The sequence below is a fragment of the Nitrospirillum pindoramense genome, from assembly GCF_007827955.1.
GTDB classification, from domain to species: Bacteria; Pseudomonadota; Alphaproteobacteria; order Azospirillales; family Azospirillaceae; genus Nitrospirillum; species Nitrospirillum amazonense_B.
Genome location: NZ_VITR01000016.1, coordinates 57,505 through 73,437, shown reverse-complemented (window position 1 = coordinate 73,437; position 15,933 = coordinate 57,505). Strand labels below are relative to the sequence as shown.

General features: G+C 68.9%; 13 protein-coding genes. 6 read left to right on the top strand and 7 right to left on the bottom strand.

Features of this window, described 5'->3' with window-relative positions; genetic code table 11:
- The first annotated feature begins 44 nt into the window (after positions 1-44).
- The 4 genes from FBZ90_RS22780 to FBZ90_RS28170 all read left to right on the top strand — a co-directional run bounded on the left by FBZ90_RS22780 (position 45) and on the right by FBZ90_RS28170 (position 5,392).
- Positions 45-641 (top strand): SH3 domain-containing protein, encoded by a 597-nt coding sequence (locus FBZ90_RS22780; RefSeq protein ID WP_246130732.1) that lies wholly within the window; start codon positions 45-47, stop codon positions 639-641.
- Complete coding sequence (locus tag FBZ90_RS22775) at positions 641-1,348, top strand: class II aldolase/adducin family protein (RefSeq protein WP_145735286.1); 708 nt, start codon at positions 641-643, stop codon at positions 1,346-1,348. Before FBZ90_RS22780 ends, FBZ90_RS22775 begins: the two co-directional genes overlap by 1 nt.
- A gap of 136 nt (positions 1,349-1,484) precedes the next feature.
- On the top strand, positions 1,485-2,822 hold the full coding sequence (gene mtnK / locus FBZ90_RS22770) for an S-methyl-5-thioribose kinase (RefSeq protein ID WP_145735285.1): 1,338 nt from the start codon (positions 1,485-1,487) through the stop codon (positions 2,820-2,822).
- A gap of 125 nt (positions 2,823-2,947) precedes the next feature.
- Entirely contained in the window at positions 2,948-5,392 is a 2,445-nt protein-coding gene (locus FBZ90_RS28170) for a serine hydrolase (protein ID WP_211102261.1), read from the top strand.
- Between the two features lie 9 nt (positions 5,393-5,401).
- Here the strand turns inward: FBZ90_RS28170 and mtnA are convergent, their stop codons facing one another.
- The 5 genes from mtnA to FBZ90_RS22740 form a co-directional block, all read right to left on the bottom strand.
- On the bottom strand, positions 5,402-6,526 hold the full coding sequence (gene mtnA / locus FBZ90_RS22760) for an S-methyl-5-thioribose-1-phosphate isomerase (RefSeq protein WP_145735284.1): 1,125 nt from the start codon (positions 6,524-6,526) through the stop codon (positions 5,402-5,404).
- Between the two features lie 260 nt (positions 6,527-6,786).
- Complete coding sequence (gene infC, locus FBZ90_RS22755; RefSeq protein ID WP_145735283.1) at positions 6,787-7,323, bottom strand: translation initiation factor IF-3; 537 nt, start codon at positions 7,321-7,323, stop codon at positions 6,787-6,789.
- A 173-nt stretch (positions 7,324-7,496) separates the two neighbouring features.
- Positions 7,497-9,485 (bottom strand): threonine--tRNA ligase, encoded by a 1,989-nt coding sequence (gene thrS / locus FBZ90_RS22750; RefSeq protein ID WP_145735282.1) that lies wholly within the window; start codon positions 9,483-9,485, stop codon positions 7,497-7,499.
- 159 nt (positions 9,486-9,644) lie between these two features.
- Complete coding sequence (locus FBZ90_RS22745) at positions 9,645-10,667, bottom strand: glycosyltransferase family 9 protein (protein WP_246130724.1); 1,023 nt, start codon at positions 10,665-10,667, stop codon at positions 9,645-9,647.
- On the bottom strand, positions 10,664-11,965 hold the full coding sequence (locus tag FBZ90_RS22740; RefSeq protein ID WP_145735281.1) for a glycosyltransferase family 4 protein: 1,302 nt from the start codon (positions 11,963-11,965) through the stop codon (positions 10,664-10,666). The genes FBZ90_RS22745 and FBZ90_RS22740 overlap by 4 nt, the downstream gene beginning before the upstream one ends.
- Positions 11,966-12,091: 126 nt before the next feature.
- Here FBZ90_RS22740 and FBZ90_RS22735 point away from each other — a divergent pair, with 126 nt between their 5' ends.
- Together FBZ90_RS22735 and FBZ90_RS22730 are read left to right on the top strand one after the other, a co-directional pair.
- Positions 12,092-12,748, top strand: a complete 657-nt coding sequence (locus tag FBZ90_RS22735; RefSeq protein ID WP_246130722.1) for an alpha/beta hydrolase — start codon at positions 12,092-12,094, stop codon at positions 12,746-12,748.
- Positions 12,742-13,809 (top strand): serine hydrolase domain-containing protein, encoded by a 1,068-nt coding sequence (locus FBZ90_RS22730; protein WP_145735279.1) that lies wholly within the window; start codon positions 12,742-12,744, stop codon positions 13,807-13,809. The genes FBZ90_RS22735 and FBZ90_RS22730 overlap by 7 nt, the downstream gene beginning before the upstream one ends.
- 46 nt (positions 13,810-13,855) lie before the next feature.
- Here the strand turns inward: FBZ90_RS22730 and trmB are convergent, their stop codons facing one another.
- The gene (trmB, locus tag FBZ90_RS22725; protein WP_145735278.1) at positions 13,856-14,566 is read right to left on the bottom strand and encodes a tRNA (guanine(46)-N(7))-methyltransferase TrmB; all 711 of its coding nucleotides are present in this window, start codon (positions 14,564-14,566) and stop codon (positions 13,856-13,858) included.
- Between the two features lie 120 nt (positions 14,567-14,686).
- Positions 14,687-15,847, bottom strand: a complete 1,161-nt coding sequence (metK, locus tag FBZ90_RS22720; RefSeq protein WP_145735277.1) for a methionine adenosyltransferase — start codon at positions 15,845-15,847, stop codon at positions 14,687-14,689.
- Positions 15,848-15,933: the final 86 nt, after the last annotated feature.

Genomic DNA, 15,933 nt, shown 5'->3' with positions numbered 1-15,933 from the left:
CCCTCTTTTCCCAAGAATGGGGACAGCCTTTGAAACGGTCGCCTATGGTCAGGTTCCTTCGGCACGCGCTGCCCGTGGGCGTAATGGTCCTGGCCTTCGCCGCCCTGTCGTCCTTGGCCGCCCCACCCGCCCATGCCGGCACCGACGGCACGGGCGCGGCCAGCGACCAGCAGGAGACGGAGCAGCAGGGCGACGCCGCCCACCCCGACGCGATCGTCCGCACCGGCATGCCGGTGCCGCGCTTCGCCACCCTCAAGTCCAACGAGGTGAATGTCCGCACCGGCCCCGGCGTGCGCTATCCCGTGGAATGGGTCTTCGTGAGGGCCGGCATGCCGGTGGAAATCACGGCGGAATTCGACACCTGGCGCCGCATCCGCGACGTGGAGGGCACGCAAGGCTGGGTGCACCAGAGCACCCTGTCCGGCCGGCGCGGCATCGTCGTGACCGGGCAGCAGCTCCGCACCCTGCGCCGCGACGCCACCGCCACCGCCGAGGCCGTGGCCCAACTGGACCCCGGCGTGATCGCCAAGCTGCGCAAGTGCAAGGGCGGCTGGTGCCAGGTGGACGTGGGCGGGTTCCGCGGCTGGCTGCAGCGGGACGAGGTCTGGGGCGTCTACCCCAAGGAAGAGGTGGGTGAGTGATGTCCCTGGCCACACCGGACGACGACGGCCTGCGTCAGGCCGTGATCGACACCGCCCGGGCCATGAACGGCCTGGGCATCAACCAGGGCAAGGCCGGCAATGTCAGCGCCCGCTGCGACGGCGGCTTCCTGGTCACCCCCTCCGGCGTGCCCTATGAGGATCTGACCCCCGGCGACATCGTCTTCATGGACCTGGCGGGGCGCTATCGCGGCGCCCTGCTGCCATCCAGTGAATGGCGCATGCATCTGGCCATCTACCAGGAGCGCCCCCCGGCGGGCGCCGTGGTGCACACCCATTCCACCTTCTGCACCGCCCTGGCCTGCCTGCGCGAGGCCATCCCGGCCTTCCACTACATGGTGGCCGTGGCCGGCGGCACCCGCATCGAGGTGGCGGACTACGCCACCTTCGGGACCGCCGCCCTGTCGGACGCCATGATGGCCGCCCTGGGTCCGCGCCGCGCCTGCCTGCTGGCCAACCACGGCATGATCGCCTTCGGCGCCAATTTGCGCCGGGCCCTGGACCTGGCGGTGGAGGTCGAGACCCTGGCCCGCCAATACTGGCACGCCCGCATGATGGGCACGCCGGTCATCCTGGGGGAGGAGGAGATGGCGGAGGTGCTGCGTCGCTTCGCCACCTACGGCCGCCAGCCCAAGGACCTGCCCCCCGGCACGCCGCAGGCCCTGGAGTTTCCCACCCGCATGGATTGAGACCAACGGCGGGCCACTCCCGCCGCCGGAGGGCCTCGCCATATGCGCGCCTGGACGGAGGCGTCCGTTCGGGCCCACACTGCCTTCCAGCGCCGCCCGTCGAGGCGGCGGCGAAACAACTGGGAGTGCGCCCCTGATGACCCTGGAGACGCCGCCGGGCTATGCCCCGCTGAGCGAAGCGACCCTGCCCGCCTTCCTGGCCGCCGTGCCGGCCCTGGCCAACCGCCTGGGCGGCACCCCCGCCGACTGGCGGGTGAACGAGGTGGGCGACGGCAACCTGAATCTGGTCTTCCTGGTGGAGGGACCCGGCCATGACGGCCGGACCGCTGGCCTGTGTGTGAAGCAATCCCTGCCTTATCTGCGCCTGGTGGGCGAAGGCTGGCCGCTTGACCTCAACCGCGCCTGGTTCGAGCAGCGGGCCATGGCCCTGCACGCCGCTGGCGCCGCGGGGCGCGCGCCCGCCCTGCTGCATTACGATCCGGCGCTGTACGCCATCGTGATGGAGCGGCTGAGCCCCCACGTCATCCTGCGCCGGGGCCTGGTCCAGGGCATCCGCTATCCCAAGCTGGCGGAGCATGTCAGCGACTATCTGGCCGGCACCCTCTACGCCACCAGCGACCTGGCCCTGCCCGCCTCCAAGAAGCGGCCCCTGGTGGCGGCCTTCACCGCCAACGACGCCCTCTGCCGCCTGACGGAGGACGTGATCTTCACCCAGCCCTACATGAAGCATCCCCACAACCGATGGACCAGCCCGCAGCTGGACGCCACGGCCGAGGCGGTGCGGACGGACACGGCGTGGAAGCTGGCCGCCAGCCGGCTGAAGCTGAAGTTCATGGCCAGCCCCGAGGCGCTGATCCACGGCGACCTGCACACCGGGTCCATCATGGTGACGGAGACGGACACGCGGGTCATCGACCCGGAGTTCGCCTTCTTCGGCCCCATGGGCTTCGACGTCGGCGCCATCATCGGCAACCTGCTGCTGAACTACCTGTCCCAGGACGGGCACGCCACGGAGGAGCATCCCCGCGACGCCTATCAAGACTGGGTGCTGGCGACGGTGGAGGAGCTGTGGACCCTGTTCCGGGCCAAGTTCCTGCACCTGTGGCGTACCAGCGGCGAGGGCGACGCCTATCCCGCCGCCTTGTTCGCCGGACCGGAGGGCACCGCCTGCCTGGAGACGGAACGCCGGACCTACCTGGACCGGCTGTTCACCGACGCCCTGGGCTTCGCCGGCGCCAAGATCACCCGCCGCATCCTGGGCCTGGCCCACAACATGGACCTGGAGACCATCGCCGATCCCGATCTGCGGGCCCTGTGCGAGACCCGCTGCCTGGCGCTGGCCCGGTCATTGATGGTGGAGACCGGCCGCTATCCCACCATCAAGTCGGTGACGGAGGCCGCCCGCCATGTCCGGCGGACCGTCACGGCGGTGGGGCCGGTTGATAGGCGTGGGTTGGGGTGGGACGCGTTGTAAGGCGCGGGGTCCCGCGCGCACGGGCACGCGGGACCTCTTCCCCCATAAATATTAATGTGTATAATAAATATTTAGAATAACTAATAATCGGGACGTACCCGTCCGGACCAAGCTGGGGGGTTCCAATGCAGGAGTTGCTGCTCGGCCTGTATGCGTGTCCCTCCGCGCCGGAGCGGTGGCCCGCCGTGTTGGACCAGCTGTGCGACCGCCTGTCGGTGATCAGCGCCGTGGTCCAGATACTCGAGTACCGGGAAGGCCGCTTCCACCCGATGTGGACGGTCCGGGATTCCCACTCCACGGCGCACCGGCATGAGCATGACCGGGTGTTCAACAACGACAGCAATCCCCGGCTGAAGATCGGCATGGGCGGACCGCCACCCCAGGCGGCGCTGAGCCGCGACGAGGAGATTTTCCCGCCGGGCTCCGCCGAATTGATTGAGATACAACGGCGCCGGCGCCTGCTGCGCCTGGGGGCCAACCTCACCGGCGTCATCGAGCTGGCGCCCGGCCGCTGCCTGGCGCTGGTGCTGCACCGCTCGGCGGTGTGCGACCGGCCCCTGGGGGCGGAGGAGGAAGCGCTGACCGCCCAGCTGCTGCCCCACCTGCGGCAGGCCGTCGAGCTGGGCGGACAGTTCCAGGCCGCCGTGCGGCAGGCCGACCTGCTCAGGGACGCGAGTGGGAGGCTGGGGGCCGGCATGGCACTGTGCGATGGCGCCGGCCGCCTCATCTGGGCGAACCCGTCGGCGCGCGCCCTTCTCAACGGTTCCACCGCCCTTCGCCTGATGGCCGGCCATGTCCGCGCCGTCCACCCCGGCGACGCCCGGCCCCTGCGCGCCCTTCTGGCCTGGGCGGCCGAAGGCTCCCTTTCAGAGCCGCACTATTTGACCCTGGGCAGGGGCGAGGGCGATGCCGCGGTCCAGGTGATGGCCCTGGCGTCATCGCCGCCACAGGGTATCCCGCCGGCGGAACCGCGGGACGTGGTGGTCCTGCTGCTGAGCGAGCCGGGGCGCCCCCTGGACGTGTCCCCCGCGCTGGTCGCCGACCTGTTCGGCCTGTCCCTGGCGGAGGCGCGCCTGACCGCCGGCCTGTGCAACGGATTGTCGCTGGGCGACTACGCCCGGCAGCGCGGCATTTCCGAGGGCACCGCGCGTATCCAGCTGAAGCGGGCCCTGGCCAAGACCGGATGCCCCCGCCAGTCGGAACTGGTCCGCCGCGTCTGCGCCTCGCTGGCCGTCAGCGTCGCCGGGCGCCAGCCCGCCATATCCCATTTGGGAGACGCGGCCGTTCGCGATCCATCTGACAATGCCCCTCTCGAAGAACGAAGGGAGGGCATCATGTCATCAAAACGGGCACGCAGCGGTACGCTGTTCCTGGCCGCCACCTTAACCGCCGGCGTGATCGCCGCCTCGGCGGCGCTGGCCTATCCGGCGCCGCCGCCGGACCCGTCGCTGCCCAAGTCCACCGTGCCGCCCGCGGTGCAGGATCTGCGGCGCAAGATGAACGACGCGGATGTCAACGCGCTGACCTTCCGCGACATGGACCAGCTGTTCACCACCCGGACGGTGGCCCGCTCCGGCCCGGTCTGGGCGTTGCCGCAATCGCAGCATCCGCTGGACTTCCGCTACAGCTTCCAGGGGCAGTCCTACACGGCCGAGCAGTTCCTGGAGCGCACCTATACCAACGCGCTGCTGGTCATGAAGGACGGCCGCATCGTGTCGGAGATTTACCGCAACAACACCACTGACCAGACGCGCTTCATGGCATGGTCGATGACCAAGTCCATCACCTCCATCCTGATCGGCTGCGCCGTGCAGGAGGGGCGCATCAAGTCGCTGGATGACCGGATCACGCAGTACCTGCCCGAACTGAAGGGCGGCGGGTACGACGGCGTGACCATCCGGCAGATCCTGCAGATGCGCTCCGGCGTCGATTATGAGGAGCGGTACGATTTCGCCCATCCCGGCATCGCCGCCCGCAACCATGAGCTGGCGCTGGTCGAGAACGTCGTCCGCTTCGCCGACGCGGCGCGCACCGTGAAGCGCCTCCACCCGCCCGGCGAGGTTTGGCAATACAAGACCCTGGACACGGCCGTGCTGGGCTGGCTGCTGGAACGGGTGAGCGGAGGCAGCACCCTGGCCGCCTATACGGCGCAGCGCCTGTGGGAGCCGCTGGGGGCGGAACGGGACGGCTTTTTCATCATGGACGGCCCGCCGGGTACGGGGCGGGAGTTCAACGGCGCCGGCTTCAACGCCACGCTGCGCGACTTCGCCCGCATCGGCCAGATGATGCTGCAGGATGGCCAGGCGAACGGCCATCAGATCGTGTCGCCGGAATGGGTGCGGGAGTCGACCAGGCCGACGGGCGGACCGGGACCGGGCTATGGCTATCAATGGTGGGTGCCGGGCGGGCAGGCGTTCCAGGCCATCGGCCTGCAAGGCCAATACATCTTCGTCGACCCCGCCACGCGCACCGTGGTCGTCAAGCTCAGCTATTTTCCGCCCGAAACCATGGAGCCGCACGAGGAGACGGCCGCCTTCCTGGCCGCCGCCTCGGCATGGACGCCCCGGTAAGCCGCCGGCCTACTCGTCGTTGACCGGCACTTGGCCCATCCGTTCCGGCGGCTGGTGGTCGGGAAACAGCTGGGCCAGGTCCGGCGGGCTGCATACGCCGCGTTCGGTGATGAGCCCGGTGATGAGCCGCGCGGGTGTGACGTCGAAGGCGTAGTTCACCGCCGGGCTGTCCTGCGGCACCAGACGCACGGTCTCCAGCCCGCCGTGATCGGCCAGGCCGGTGATGCGCGCCACCTCGTCCCCTGAGCGTTCCTCAATGGGAATGCCGGCGACGCCATCCTCCAGCGTCCAGTCTATGGTGCTGGAGGGGAGCGCGACATAGAAGGGGACGTCGTTGTCCTTGGCGGCCAGGGCCTTGAGATAGGTGCCGATCTTGTTGGCGACGTCGCCCCGGGCGGTGGTGCGGTCGGTGCCGACGATGACCAGGTCCACCTGGCCATGCTGCATCAGGTGGCCGCCGGTATTGTCGGGGATGACGGCATGGGGCACCCCGTGCTGGCCCAGTTCCCAGGCGGTGAGGAAGGCGCCCTGGTTGCGCGGCCGCGTCTCATCCACCCAGACATGCAGGGGGATGCCGGCCTCATGCGCCAAATAGATTGGCGCCGTGGCCGTGCCCCAGTCCACCGTGGCCAGCCAGCCGGCGTTGCAGTGGGTCAGGATGCGTACCGGGCGGTCGGGATTGCGCTGGTGCGCGGCGCGGATCAGGTGCAGGCCGTGGCGGCCGATGGCGCGGCAGATGTCCACGTCCTCGTCCGCGATGGCCGCCGCCTCGGCATAGGCCCGCTCCCGCCTGTCTCCCGGCGGGGTCAGCAGCAGCACCTCGCGCATGCGGTCCAGGGCCCAGCGCAGGTTAACCGCCGTGGGCCGGGTGGCCATGAGGCGGGCATGCGCCCGTTCCACATCGCCATCCTCCACCCCCGCCGCCATGGCCAGCGCCATGCCATAGGCCGCCGCCGCGCCGATCAGGGGGGCGCCCCGCACCTGCATGGTGGCGATGGCCGTGGCCATGGCCGCCACGTCGGAAAGGATCAGCGTCTCGAACCGGAAGGGCAGCCGCGTCTGGTCGATGATGCCGACGCCTTGGCCATCCTCTTCCAGCCAGATGGTCCGCATCGCCTTGCCCGCCACCTTCATGAGGCTTCTCCCTCTTTCATCCGTTTCGCCCCTTATACCAGCGGCATGAGATTCTGACTCATGCCGCCGTAGCCCGCGACTGCGGGCGCCGGAGATTTCTGGGGAGCGAAGCGGACTGGAAATCGAGGACGAGCCAAGCCCGCGGATGCGGGCGCCCGGCGCCTGAGGGAACAACCGAAAACACAAGGCCCCCGGAACCGGGGTTCCGAGGGCCTTTGGCATCCGTTGCGGTCAGCGCCGGCGGAGGATCTGTCCAGGGCTCACTTCGGAGCCATGATCATGATCATCTGCTTGCCTTCCAGCTTGGGCATCTGTTCGACCTTGGCCAGGTCTTCCAGGAGTTCCTTCACGCGCACCAGCACGTTCATGCCCAGATCCTGGTGGGCCATTTCACGGCCGCGGAAGCGCATGGTGACCTTCACCTTGTCGCCTTCCTCCAGGAAGCGGCGCGCGGCGCGCATCTTCACGTCGTAGTCGTTGTCGTCGATGTTGGGGCGCAGCTTGATCTCTTTGACTTCGATGATCTTCTGCTTCTTGCGCGCTTCCGCGGCCTTCTTCTGCGCCTCGTACTTGAACTTGCCGTAGTCGAGGATCTTGCAGACGGGGGGCTCGGCGTTGGGCGAGACCTCGACCAAGTCGAGGCCGGCCTCTTCGGCGGCGATCAGTGCATCGCGCAGACTAACGACGCCAACCATCTCGCCAGCGGCGTCGATGAGGCGGACGGAACGAGCGTTGATCTCCCGGTTAACGCGCGGCCCCTCACGGGTGGGGGCCGACTCTTGGCTGGGCCTGGCTATGGAACCTTCTCCCTGGTTTACGGTGGCCGCCGGGTGGGTGGGGGCCCCAGGATGGGGCGGGCGGCATCACCGGATAAAAAGTGATTATGTGTACTTGTAAGAAAAGCCAGCGCCGCGCAACTGCGGATTTCTCTCCACAGCCCCGTTGGGCGCTGGTCAGACCATAATTATCCTCAGAACGCGGCTTCCGTCACTCCCTCCGAAGGAACAGGCGCCCGCGCCTCAAGCTTAAGCGCCGCCACCGCTTCGTCAAGCGACAGCAGCTCCTGGTCCTTGCCGCCCAGGCGACGCAGGGCCACGGTGCGGTTTTCCGCCTCGCGCCCACCGACCACCACCAGGACCGGCACCTTGGCCAGCGAATGCTCGCGGACCTTCAGGTTGATCTTCTCGTTGCGGGTGTCGACATCGACGCGCAGGCCGGCCTTGCCCATGATCTTGGCCACCTCCTCGGCGTAGGCGTCGGCCTCCGACGTGATGGTGCAGACCGTGGCCTGGACGGGCGACAGCCAGAGCGGGAACTTGCCGGCATAGTGCTCGATCATCATGCCGATGAAGCGCTCGAACGAGCCCAGGATGGCCCGGTGCAGCATTACCGGCCGGTGCCGGGCGCCGTCGGCGCCGATGTAGCTGGCGTCCAGGCGTTCCGGCAGCACGAAGTCCAGCTGCAGGGTGCCGCACTGCCAGGTGCGGCCGATGGCGTCGGTCAGGTGGAATTCCACCTTGGGGCCGTAGAAGGCGCCCTCGCCGGGCAACTCCTCGAACTCCAGGCCGTTGGCGGTCAGGGCGTCGCGCAGGCCCTGCTCGGCCTTGTCCCACACCTCGTCGCTGCCGGCGCGCACGTCGGGGCGCAGCGCCAGCTTCACGGCGATCTTGTCGAAGCCCAGGTCCTTGTACACGCCCAGCTGCAGCTTGAAGTAATCCGCCGCCTCGGACGGCACCTGGTCCTCGGTGCAGAAGATGTGGGCGTCGTCCTGGGTGAAGGCGCGGACACGCAGGATGCCGTGCAGCGCGCCCGAGGGCTCGTTGCGGTGGCAGGCGCCGAACTCCGCCAGGCGCATGGGCAGGTCGCGGTAGCTCTTCAGGCCCTGGCGGAAGATCTGGACGTGGGCCGGGCAGTTCATCGGCTTGACGCCCAGGAACTTCTCTCGGCCCTGGTCGTCCACCGACTCCCGGATCTTGAACATGTTGTCGCCATACATGTCCCAGTGGCCCGACGCCTTGAACAGGCTGCTGTCGTAGAGCTGCGGCGTGCGCACTTCCAGGTAGCCTGCCTCCTTCAGCTTGGCACGGATGTAGCGTTCCAGCGCCTGCCACAGGGTCCAGCCCTTGGGGTGCCAGAAAACGCTGCCCGCCGCCTCTTCCTGCAGGTGGAACAGGTCCATCTCGCGGCCCAGCTTGCGATGGTCGCGCTTCTCCGCTTCCTCGATCTGGTGCAGGTGCTCCGCCAGCTCCTTCTCCGTCCGCCAGGCGGTGCCGTAGATGCGCTGAAGCATGGGGTTGCGGCTGTCGCCGCGCCAATAGGCGCCCGCCACCTTCATCAGCTTGAAGGCGTGGCCGATCTTGGAGGTGGACGGCAGATGCGGGCCGCGGCAGAGGTCGTACCAGCCGCCCTGGCGATAGATGGTGATCTTCTCACCCGCCGGGATGTCGCCGATGATCTCGGCCTTGTAATGCTCCCCGATGGACTTGAAGTGGGCGATGGCCTCGTCCCGGTCCCAAACCTCACGCGTGAAGGGGCTGTCCGCATCCACGATCTCGTGCATGCGCTTCTCGATCTTCACCAGGTCGTCGGGCGTGAACGGCTCATCCCGGGCGAAGTCGTAGTAGAAGCCCGTGGATATCGCGGGGCCGATGGTGACCTGCGTGCCAGGGTACAGCTGCTGCACCGCCTCCGCCAGGATGTGGGCGCAGTCGTGGCGGATCAGTTCCAGCGCGTAGGGCGCGTCGCGCGTCAGGATGGCGAGCTTGGCGTCCTGCTCAATGGGGCGCGACAGGTCGCGCTCCTCCCCATCCACCGTGACGGCCAGCGCGGCCTTGGCCAGGCTCTTGGAGATCGACTGCGCGACCTCCAGGCCCGTCACGCCCGCCGCGTAAGTTCGCACGTTGCCGTCGGGCAGCGTGATCGCGATCTGGGGCTGGTCAAGGTTCTCGGCGGTCGTCATGGCGTTCAGGGTTTGTCCTAATTGAAGAAAGGCGACTTTGGGTAGCGGGGGCGGAACTGTCAAGCGTTGGGCCCGGGGGTAAGCCGGCTGGCGGGTCATAAGCGCCGCATGGCTGTGTCGCCCGGGGCACAGACACGCGCAACAAGTGGAAAAATCGGCCTAAACCGCACCGTTTTCCCTGTCTGGTTCCCCATCCGGCCCGATATCCGGCCCAATATCCGGCTTGGGCCTCAACCGCAGGGCCGTCTCCACCGCGTCCACGCCCAGGTCCGCCAGGTCCAGCACCTTGATCCAGGTGGCGTCGGGCCCCCAGGGGGCGGAGCGCGCGGGATCGGTGTGGTGCGACATGATCATCAGCGTTGGGCAGCCCAGCGCCGCCGTCAGGAAAATGGGGCCGGTGTCGTTGCCCACCGCCCCCTCGGCCCGGCGCGCCAGGCTGGCCAACTGGGCCAGGCTGGTGCGCCCCACCAGATCCACCGCCCAGGGACAGTCCCGGACGATGGCTTGGGCGGCGTCGCGGTCGGCCTCGGTGCCCACCACGACAGGCGTCAGGCCCCGGTCCGCCAGGCGCCGCCCTAGCGCGGCATAGCGGTCCGCCGGCCAGCGCTTGTGCGGCAAATGGGGGGAGCAGCCCGGCACCAGCAGGACGAAGGGCCCCTCCGGCGCCAACGCGCCTACCTCCCCCGCCAGCCAGCCCAGATCGGCGGGGCCGGTATCGGGAACGCCAGCGGCCTCAAGCTGCACGCGGTAGCGGTCGTGGTTGTGCAGCCCCGCCACCTGGGGCAGCGGAAAGGCGGCCCCCTTGGCGGCACCAGACCACAGCGGCCGGCGCCCGGGGCCCATCAGCCAGAAGTACCGGGCCGTGCGCGGCTTGTTCTGCAGGTCATAGATGGTGTCGAAGCCGCCGGCGCGCAAGCGGGAGCGCAGGCGCAGATAGGCCAGCGGGTTGCGGCCCCGCGGGTCGGCCCACACGGCGTCGAACCAGGGCATGGTCCGGCCGAAGCCGACGAAGGCCGACCCGGTCAGCAGGGTGATGTGGGCCGATGGATGGCGGCGGCGGATAGCCTGGAAGGCGTCGAAGCATTGCACCAGGTCGCCCAGCGCACCCAGGCGGATGACCAGGATGCGTTCCGTGCTGGACGCAGGTTCCGTACCGGACGCGGGCCCGGTGGGCACCGTCACGGGCCGGCCTTGCGGTAGGCCGCCATACCGACCGTGGCACGCAGGTGCAGCAACTCGGCATACACACCCAGCGTGGCGTCGCACATGCGTTCGCGGGTGTAGTTCTGCAGCACGAAGCGGCGCGCGTCGGCGGCCAGGGCCCGGCGTTGCAGGCTGTCCAGCGCCAAGGCCTCGCCAATGGCGGCGGCCATGGTGGCGGGGTCACCCGGCGGCACCACCAGCCCCGTCTCGCCATCAATTACTGTTTCCGCCACGGCGCCGTGGTTGGTGACGATGACCGGCTTGCCCATGGCCTGGGCCTCGACGATCACGCGGCCGAACGCCTCGGGCTGGGCCGAGGCGCTGACCACCACGTCGGACAGCAGGTAGGCCGCCGCCATGTCGTTGCAATGGTCGGCGATGGTGACCTGGCCTTCCAGGCCCAGTTCACGGATGCGCGCCACCAGTTCCGCCCGATACTCCGTCCGCCCCTGGTCGGAGCCCACCAGCACGGCGCGCACGTCATCGCGCCCCAGCCGGGCGATGGCCTCGATCAGGTCCAGTTGCCCCTTCCAGCGGGTCAGCCGACCGGGAAGCAGGATGATGCGCTGGTCCTCCGGCAGGCGCCAGTCGCGCGCCAGCTTGATCAGCCGTTCCTGGCTGACCCGCTCCGGATCCAGGGTGAAGGTGTCGACCCCGCGCGGAATGGTGCGCAGCCGGTCCGGCCCAACGCCATACTTGTCCGCCACATGCTCCGCCACAAAGCGGGAAACGGCGATGACGCGGTCACCCTTGCCCATGACCGCGTTATAGCGGCGCTTCATCTCGCCCTTGAAGTTGTACGGGGCATGGAAGGTGGTGACGAAGGGGATGCCGGTGCGCCGCGCCGCCAGCCAGGCGCTCCAAGCCGGCGCGCGCGACCGCGCGTGGATGATGTCCACGCCGCGCTGGCGGATCAGGGATTCCAGCCTGGCGGCGTTGCGCCAGATGGTGAAGGGGTTCTTGGAGGCCAGCGGCAGGGTGATGTGCTCGGCCTTGTACCGTTCCAGCTCACGCGCCATGGGGCCGCCGCTGGAGGCCACCAGGGCGGTGCCCCCGGCGCGCATGAGGGCGGCGGCCATGTCGATGCACCCGCGCTCCGCCCCCCCCGTCACCAGGCTGGGGATGACCTGCAGCACCACGGGCCGGCCACCGCCAAACCAACCGGCGATATCGGTGGCATCGGCGGTCCCATCGGAACTGGCCCCATGGGGGGCCGGCGCGGGATTGCCGGTGTCGGTCGAGGCCGTTAGGGTGCCGGGAGCGTGGGTCAAGGTCATTCGGGGAAGGCAAAAATGGCGGGGACGTCGATACATAGCTTACAGCGGGGGGCCGCCACCATAGCCTATCGACGTAGCGCCGGACGCGGCCCCGGAATTGTCTTTCTGGGCGGCCTGAAGTCCGACATGACCGGCAGCAAGGCGACAGCTTTGGAAGCCTACACGCGGGACCGTGGCCACGCCTTCGTCCGTTTCGACTACCAGGGTCACGGCGCCTCAAGCGGCGATTTCCGCGACGGCACCATCGGCACTTGGGCGGACGACGCCATCGCGGTACTGGACCAGGTGACGGAGGGGCCGCAGATCCTGGTGGGATCCAGCATGGGCGGCTGGATCACGCTGCTGGCCGCCCTGGCCCGGCCGGAGCGGGTGCGCGCCCTGGTGGGCATCGCCCCGGCGCCGGACTTCACCGAACGGCTGATGTGGGCGCGCATGGAGGCGGAGGCCCGCACCACGCTGGAGCGCGACGGCGAATGGCGCCAGCCCTCCCTCTACGATGACGCGGGTTATCCCATCACCAAGGCCCTGATCGAGGACGGCCGGCGCCACCTGCTACTGGACCGGCCCCTGGCCCTGCCGCCGGTGCCGGTGCGCCTGATCCACGGCCAGCGCGACCCCGACGTGCCCTGGCAAACCAGCCTGGACCTGGCCGCCGCCATCACCCATGACGACGTGCGCGTCACCCTGGTCAAGGACGGCGACCACCGCCTGTCCCGGCCCCAGGATCTGGACCTGATCACCCGCCAGGTGGGTGAGCTGCTGGATGGAGGGGACCCATGCTGAATCGCCGCACGTTGTTGCAGGCCGGGGCCGCGCTGCCGCTGCTGTCCGTTCCAGCCTTATCAGCCGAGCATCCTGACGGCGTGGTGGACGCCTTCGTCCGGGATGCCGGATTTCAGGGCGTGGTCATGCTGGGCCGGGCGGGCAAGCCCGATTACGTCCGCACCGTGGGCTATGCCGATATCGAGGCCAAGGCGCCGGCCAGGGCCGACACCCCCTACGCCATCGCCTCCATCAGCAAATGGCTGACCACGGTGACGGTGCTGAAGCTGGTGGAGCGCGGCCTGCTGGACCTGGATGCGCCCCTGACCCAGGCCCTGCCCGACTATCGCGCCGACACCGGCGCCAGGCTGACGCTGCGCCGCCTGCTGTGCAATGCCAGCGGCCTGCCCAACCTGTTCATCGCCCAGGCCAAGGCCGACCCCACCCTGTTGCAGGCCGACCTGACCACAACCCAGGCCCTTGCCCGCTTTGGCCAGGGCGATCTGGCGTTCGAGCCGGGTGCCCGGTTCGACTATCACCCGGTGAACTGGATCGTGGTCATCGCGGCGGTGGAGCGGGTGACCGGCCTGCCCTTCCAGGCGGCGGTACGGTCCATCACCCTGGAGCCGCTGGGCCTGAAAGCGACGGGGGCGACAGACGCCATGCTGACGGCGGCGGCCCCCTCGTATCGCACCGTCAATCCGCCTGACCGCTGGCGCAATGACCGCCGGCCCTATCTGGCGGCCTCGGGCGGCTATGCCAGCACGGCCCCCGACCTGATGCGCGCCGCCCACCGGGTGTTCGACACCGATTTCCTGACGGTGGAGTCCCGCCGCCAGCTGACCCATGTGGAGGTGCCCGCCGAGGACTACGCCCTGGGCGGACGGGTGCGCCGCCTGACCATCCAGGGGCGCACCGTTCTGGCGGGCTGGGAAACGGGACGCACCGCGGGCTATCGCCTGGTACTGGGCCATCGGCTGGACGGCCGACGCACGGTGGTGCTGATGAACAACACCGCCTTGTCCCAGAAGACCATGGACCAGTTCGCCGACGCGCTGCTGGGCGCGGCCCCTCGCGCGTGACCCCCATCATGCCGTAGGCCCAACAGCGCCGCCGGCGCTTGAGGAACTAACGATCCCGCCTCCGGAAGCGCAGGTACACCGGCACCCGACCGGCCTCCAGGGCCTTCTGTTCATAGCGGGTCTGGACCCAGTCGGCCGGCGGCACGCGCCAGTCGGCCGCCTTGTCAGCCAGCCATTCAAAGTCAGGGTAGCGCCAGGCATGTTCCAGCATCCAGCGGCACAGCTGCTGGTCATCGGTGGCCAGGCGCAGCTCGGCGCCGTCCTTCAGCACGCGCGCCAGGCGCGGCAGGTTGGCGGGACCGATGAAACGGCGTTCGGCGTGGCGCAGCTTGGGCCAAGGGTCGGCGAACAGCACGAAGACGCGGCCCACGCTGGCCTCGGGCAGGGCGTCCAGGATGGGGCGGGCGTCATCCGGACAGATGCGGATGTTGCCGGACAGGTCCTTGGCCTCGACATGCTGCAGCAGGTTGGCGACGCCGTTGATGAAGGGCTCACACCCGATGAAGCCGATGTCGGGGTTGGCGGCAGCCTGTTCGGCCAGATGCTCACCGCCGCCGAAGCCCACCTCGAACCACAGGTCGCGCTTGGGGGTGGGGAACAGGGTCGCGGGGTCGATGATCCCCCCCGCCGCCGGCGGATCCAATTGCAGGCGCGGCAGCAGCTCATCGATCAGGCTGGTGCGATGCTGGCGCAGGGGCCGGCCGCGACGACGCCCGTAAAGCAGGGGGCGGTGCTGGACGGGGGTGTCGTCGGTCATGATGCGATCAGGGACGGCAAGGGCAAGGACGGGCAAGGGGCGGAAAGGCGGTCAGAAAAGCCAAGGGCCTTGGCGATCCATCGATCGGCCAAGGCCCCCGGCGTCAGGACAGGGCAAACCTTAGAACGCGCGCTTCAGCTCGTCCACCAGGTCCAGCTTCTCCCAGGAGAAGCCGCCGTCGGCGTCCGGCGTGCGGCCGAAATGGCCATAGGCCGCCGTGCGGGCGTAGATGGGGCGGTTCAGCTTCAGGTGCTCGCGGATGCCGCGGGGGCTGAGGTTCATCAGCTGACGCAGGACGTCGGACAGCTTCTCCTCATCCACCCGGCCGGTGCCGGCGGTGTCGATGTAGACCGACAGCGGGTGCGACACGCCGATGGCGTAGCTGAGCTGGATGGTGCAGCGGTCGGCCAGGCCGGCGCCCACCACGTTCTTGGCCAGGTAGCGCGCGGCATAGGCGGCCGAACGGTCCACCTTGGTCGGGTCCTTGCCGGAGAAGGCGCCGCCGCCGTGCGGGGCGGCACCGCCGTAGGTGTCGACGATGATCTTGCGGCCGGTCAGGCCGGCGTCACCGTCCGGGCCGCCGATGACGAAGCGGCCAGTGGGGTTCACGTAGAAATGGGCCTCATCGCACATCCAGCCTTCCGGCAGGATCTTCAGCACATGCGGGCGCACGATCTCGCGCACGGCATCCTGGTCCAGGCCCTCGGCATGCTGCGTGGAGACGACGACCGAGGTGGCGCGCACCGGCTTGCCGTCCACGTACTGCAGGCTGACCTGGCTCTTGGCGTCGGGGCCCAGTTCCTTCACGCCGCCATGGCGCGCGTCGGCCAGCGACTTCAGGATGCGGTGGGAATAGTGGATGGGGGCCGGCATCAGGTCGTCGGTTTCGCGGCAGGCGTACCCGAACATGATGCCCTGGTCGCCGGCGCCCTCGTCCTTGTTGCCGGCGGCGTCGACGCCGACCGCGATGTCCGCGGACTGGGCATGCAGGTAGCACTGCACCTCGGCCGTCTTCCAGTGGAAGCCTTCCTGCTCGTAGCCGATGGCCTTCACCGTCTCGCGGGCGACGCCTTCGATTTCCTTCAGCAGGCCTTCGGGGCCGCGCACCTCACCGGCGATGACGATGCGGTTGGTCGTGGCCAAGGTTTCGCAGGCCACGCGGGCGTACGGATCTTGGGCCAGGAAGAGATCGACCACCCCGTCAGAGATTTGGTCGCAGACCTTGTCCGGATGACCTTCGGAAACGGACTCGCTGGTGAAGACGTAATTGGATTGGGCCACGGGACGCCTCGACTAATGTAACGACGGCTATTTACGGCGGAGCGATTTTATATCGACAAAAAAACGCCGCGCGGGCTTATGCAGCC

Excerpts from the sequence above, each read along its gene's own strand:
- FBZ90_RS22780 (WP_246130732.1), top strand. The coding sequence starts at position 45 with ATGGTCAGGTTCCTTCGGCACGCGCTGCCCGTGGGCGTAATGGTCCTG.
- FBZ90_RS22775 (WP_145735286.1), top strand. The coding sequence starts at position 641 with ATGTCCCTGGCCACACCGGACGACGACGGCCTGCGTCAGGCCGTGATC.
- mtnK (WP_145735285.1), top strand. The coding sequence starts at position 1,485 with ATGACCCTGGAGACGCCGCCGGGCTATGCCCCGCTGAGCGAAGCGACC.
- FBZ90_RS28170 (WP_211102261.1), top strand. The coding sequence starts at position 2,948 with ATGCAGGAGTTGCTGCTCGGCCTGTATGCGTGTCCCTCCGCGCCGGAG.
- mtnA (WP_145735284.1), bottom strand. The coding sequence starts at position 6,526 with ATGAAGGTGGCGGGCAAGGCGATGCGGACCATCTGGCTGGAAGAGGAT.
- thrS (WP_145735282.1), bottom strand. The coding sequence starts at position 9,485 with ATGACGACCGCCGAGAACCTTGACCAGCCCCAGATCGCGATCACGCTG.
- FBZ90_RS22740 (WP_145735281.1), bottom strand. The coding sequence starts at position 11,965 with ATGACCTTGACCCACGCTCCCGGCACCCTAACGGCCTCGACCGACACC.
- FBZ90_RS22735 (WP_246130722.1), top strand. The coding sequence starts at position 12,092 with ATGACCGGCAGCAAGGCGACAGCTTTGGAAGCCTACACGCGGGACCGT.
- FBZ90_RS22730 (WP_145735279.1), top strand. The coding sequence starts at position 12,742 with ATGCTGAATCGCCGCACGTTGTTGCAGGCCGGGGCCGCGCTGCCGCTG.
- trmB (WP_145735278.1), bottom strand. The coding sequence starts at position 14,566 with ATGACCGACGACACCCCCGTCCAGCACCGCCCCCTGCTTTACGGGCGT.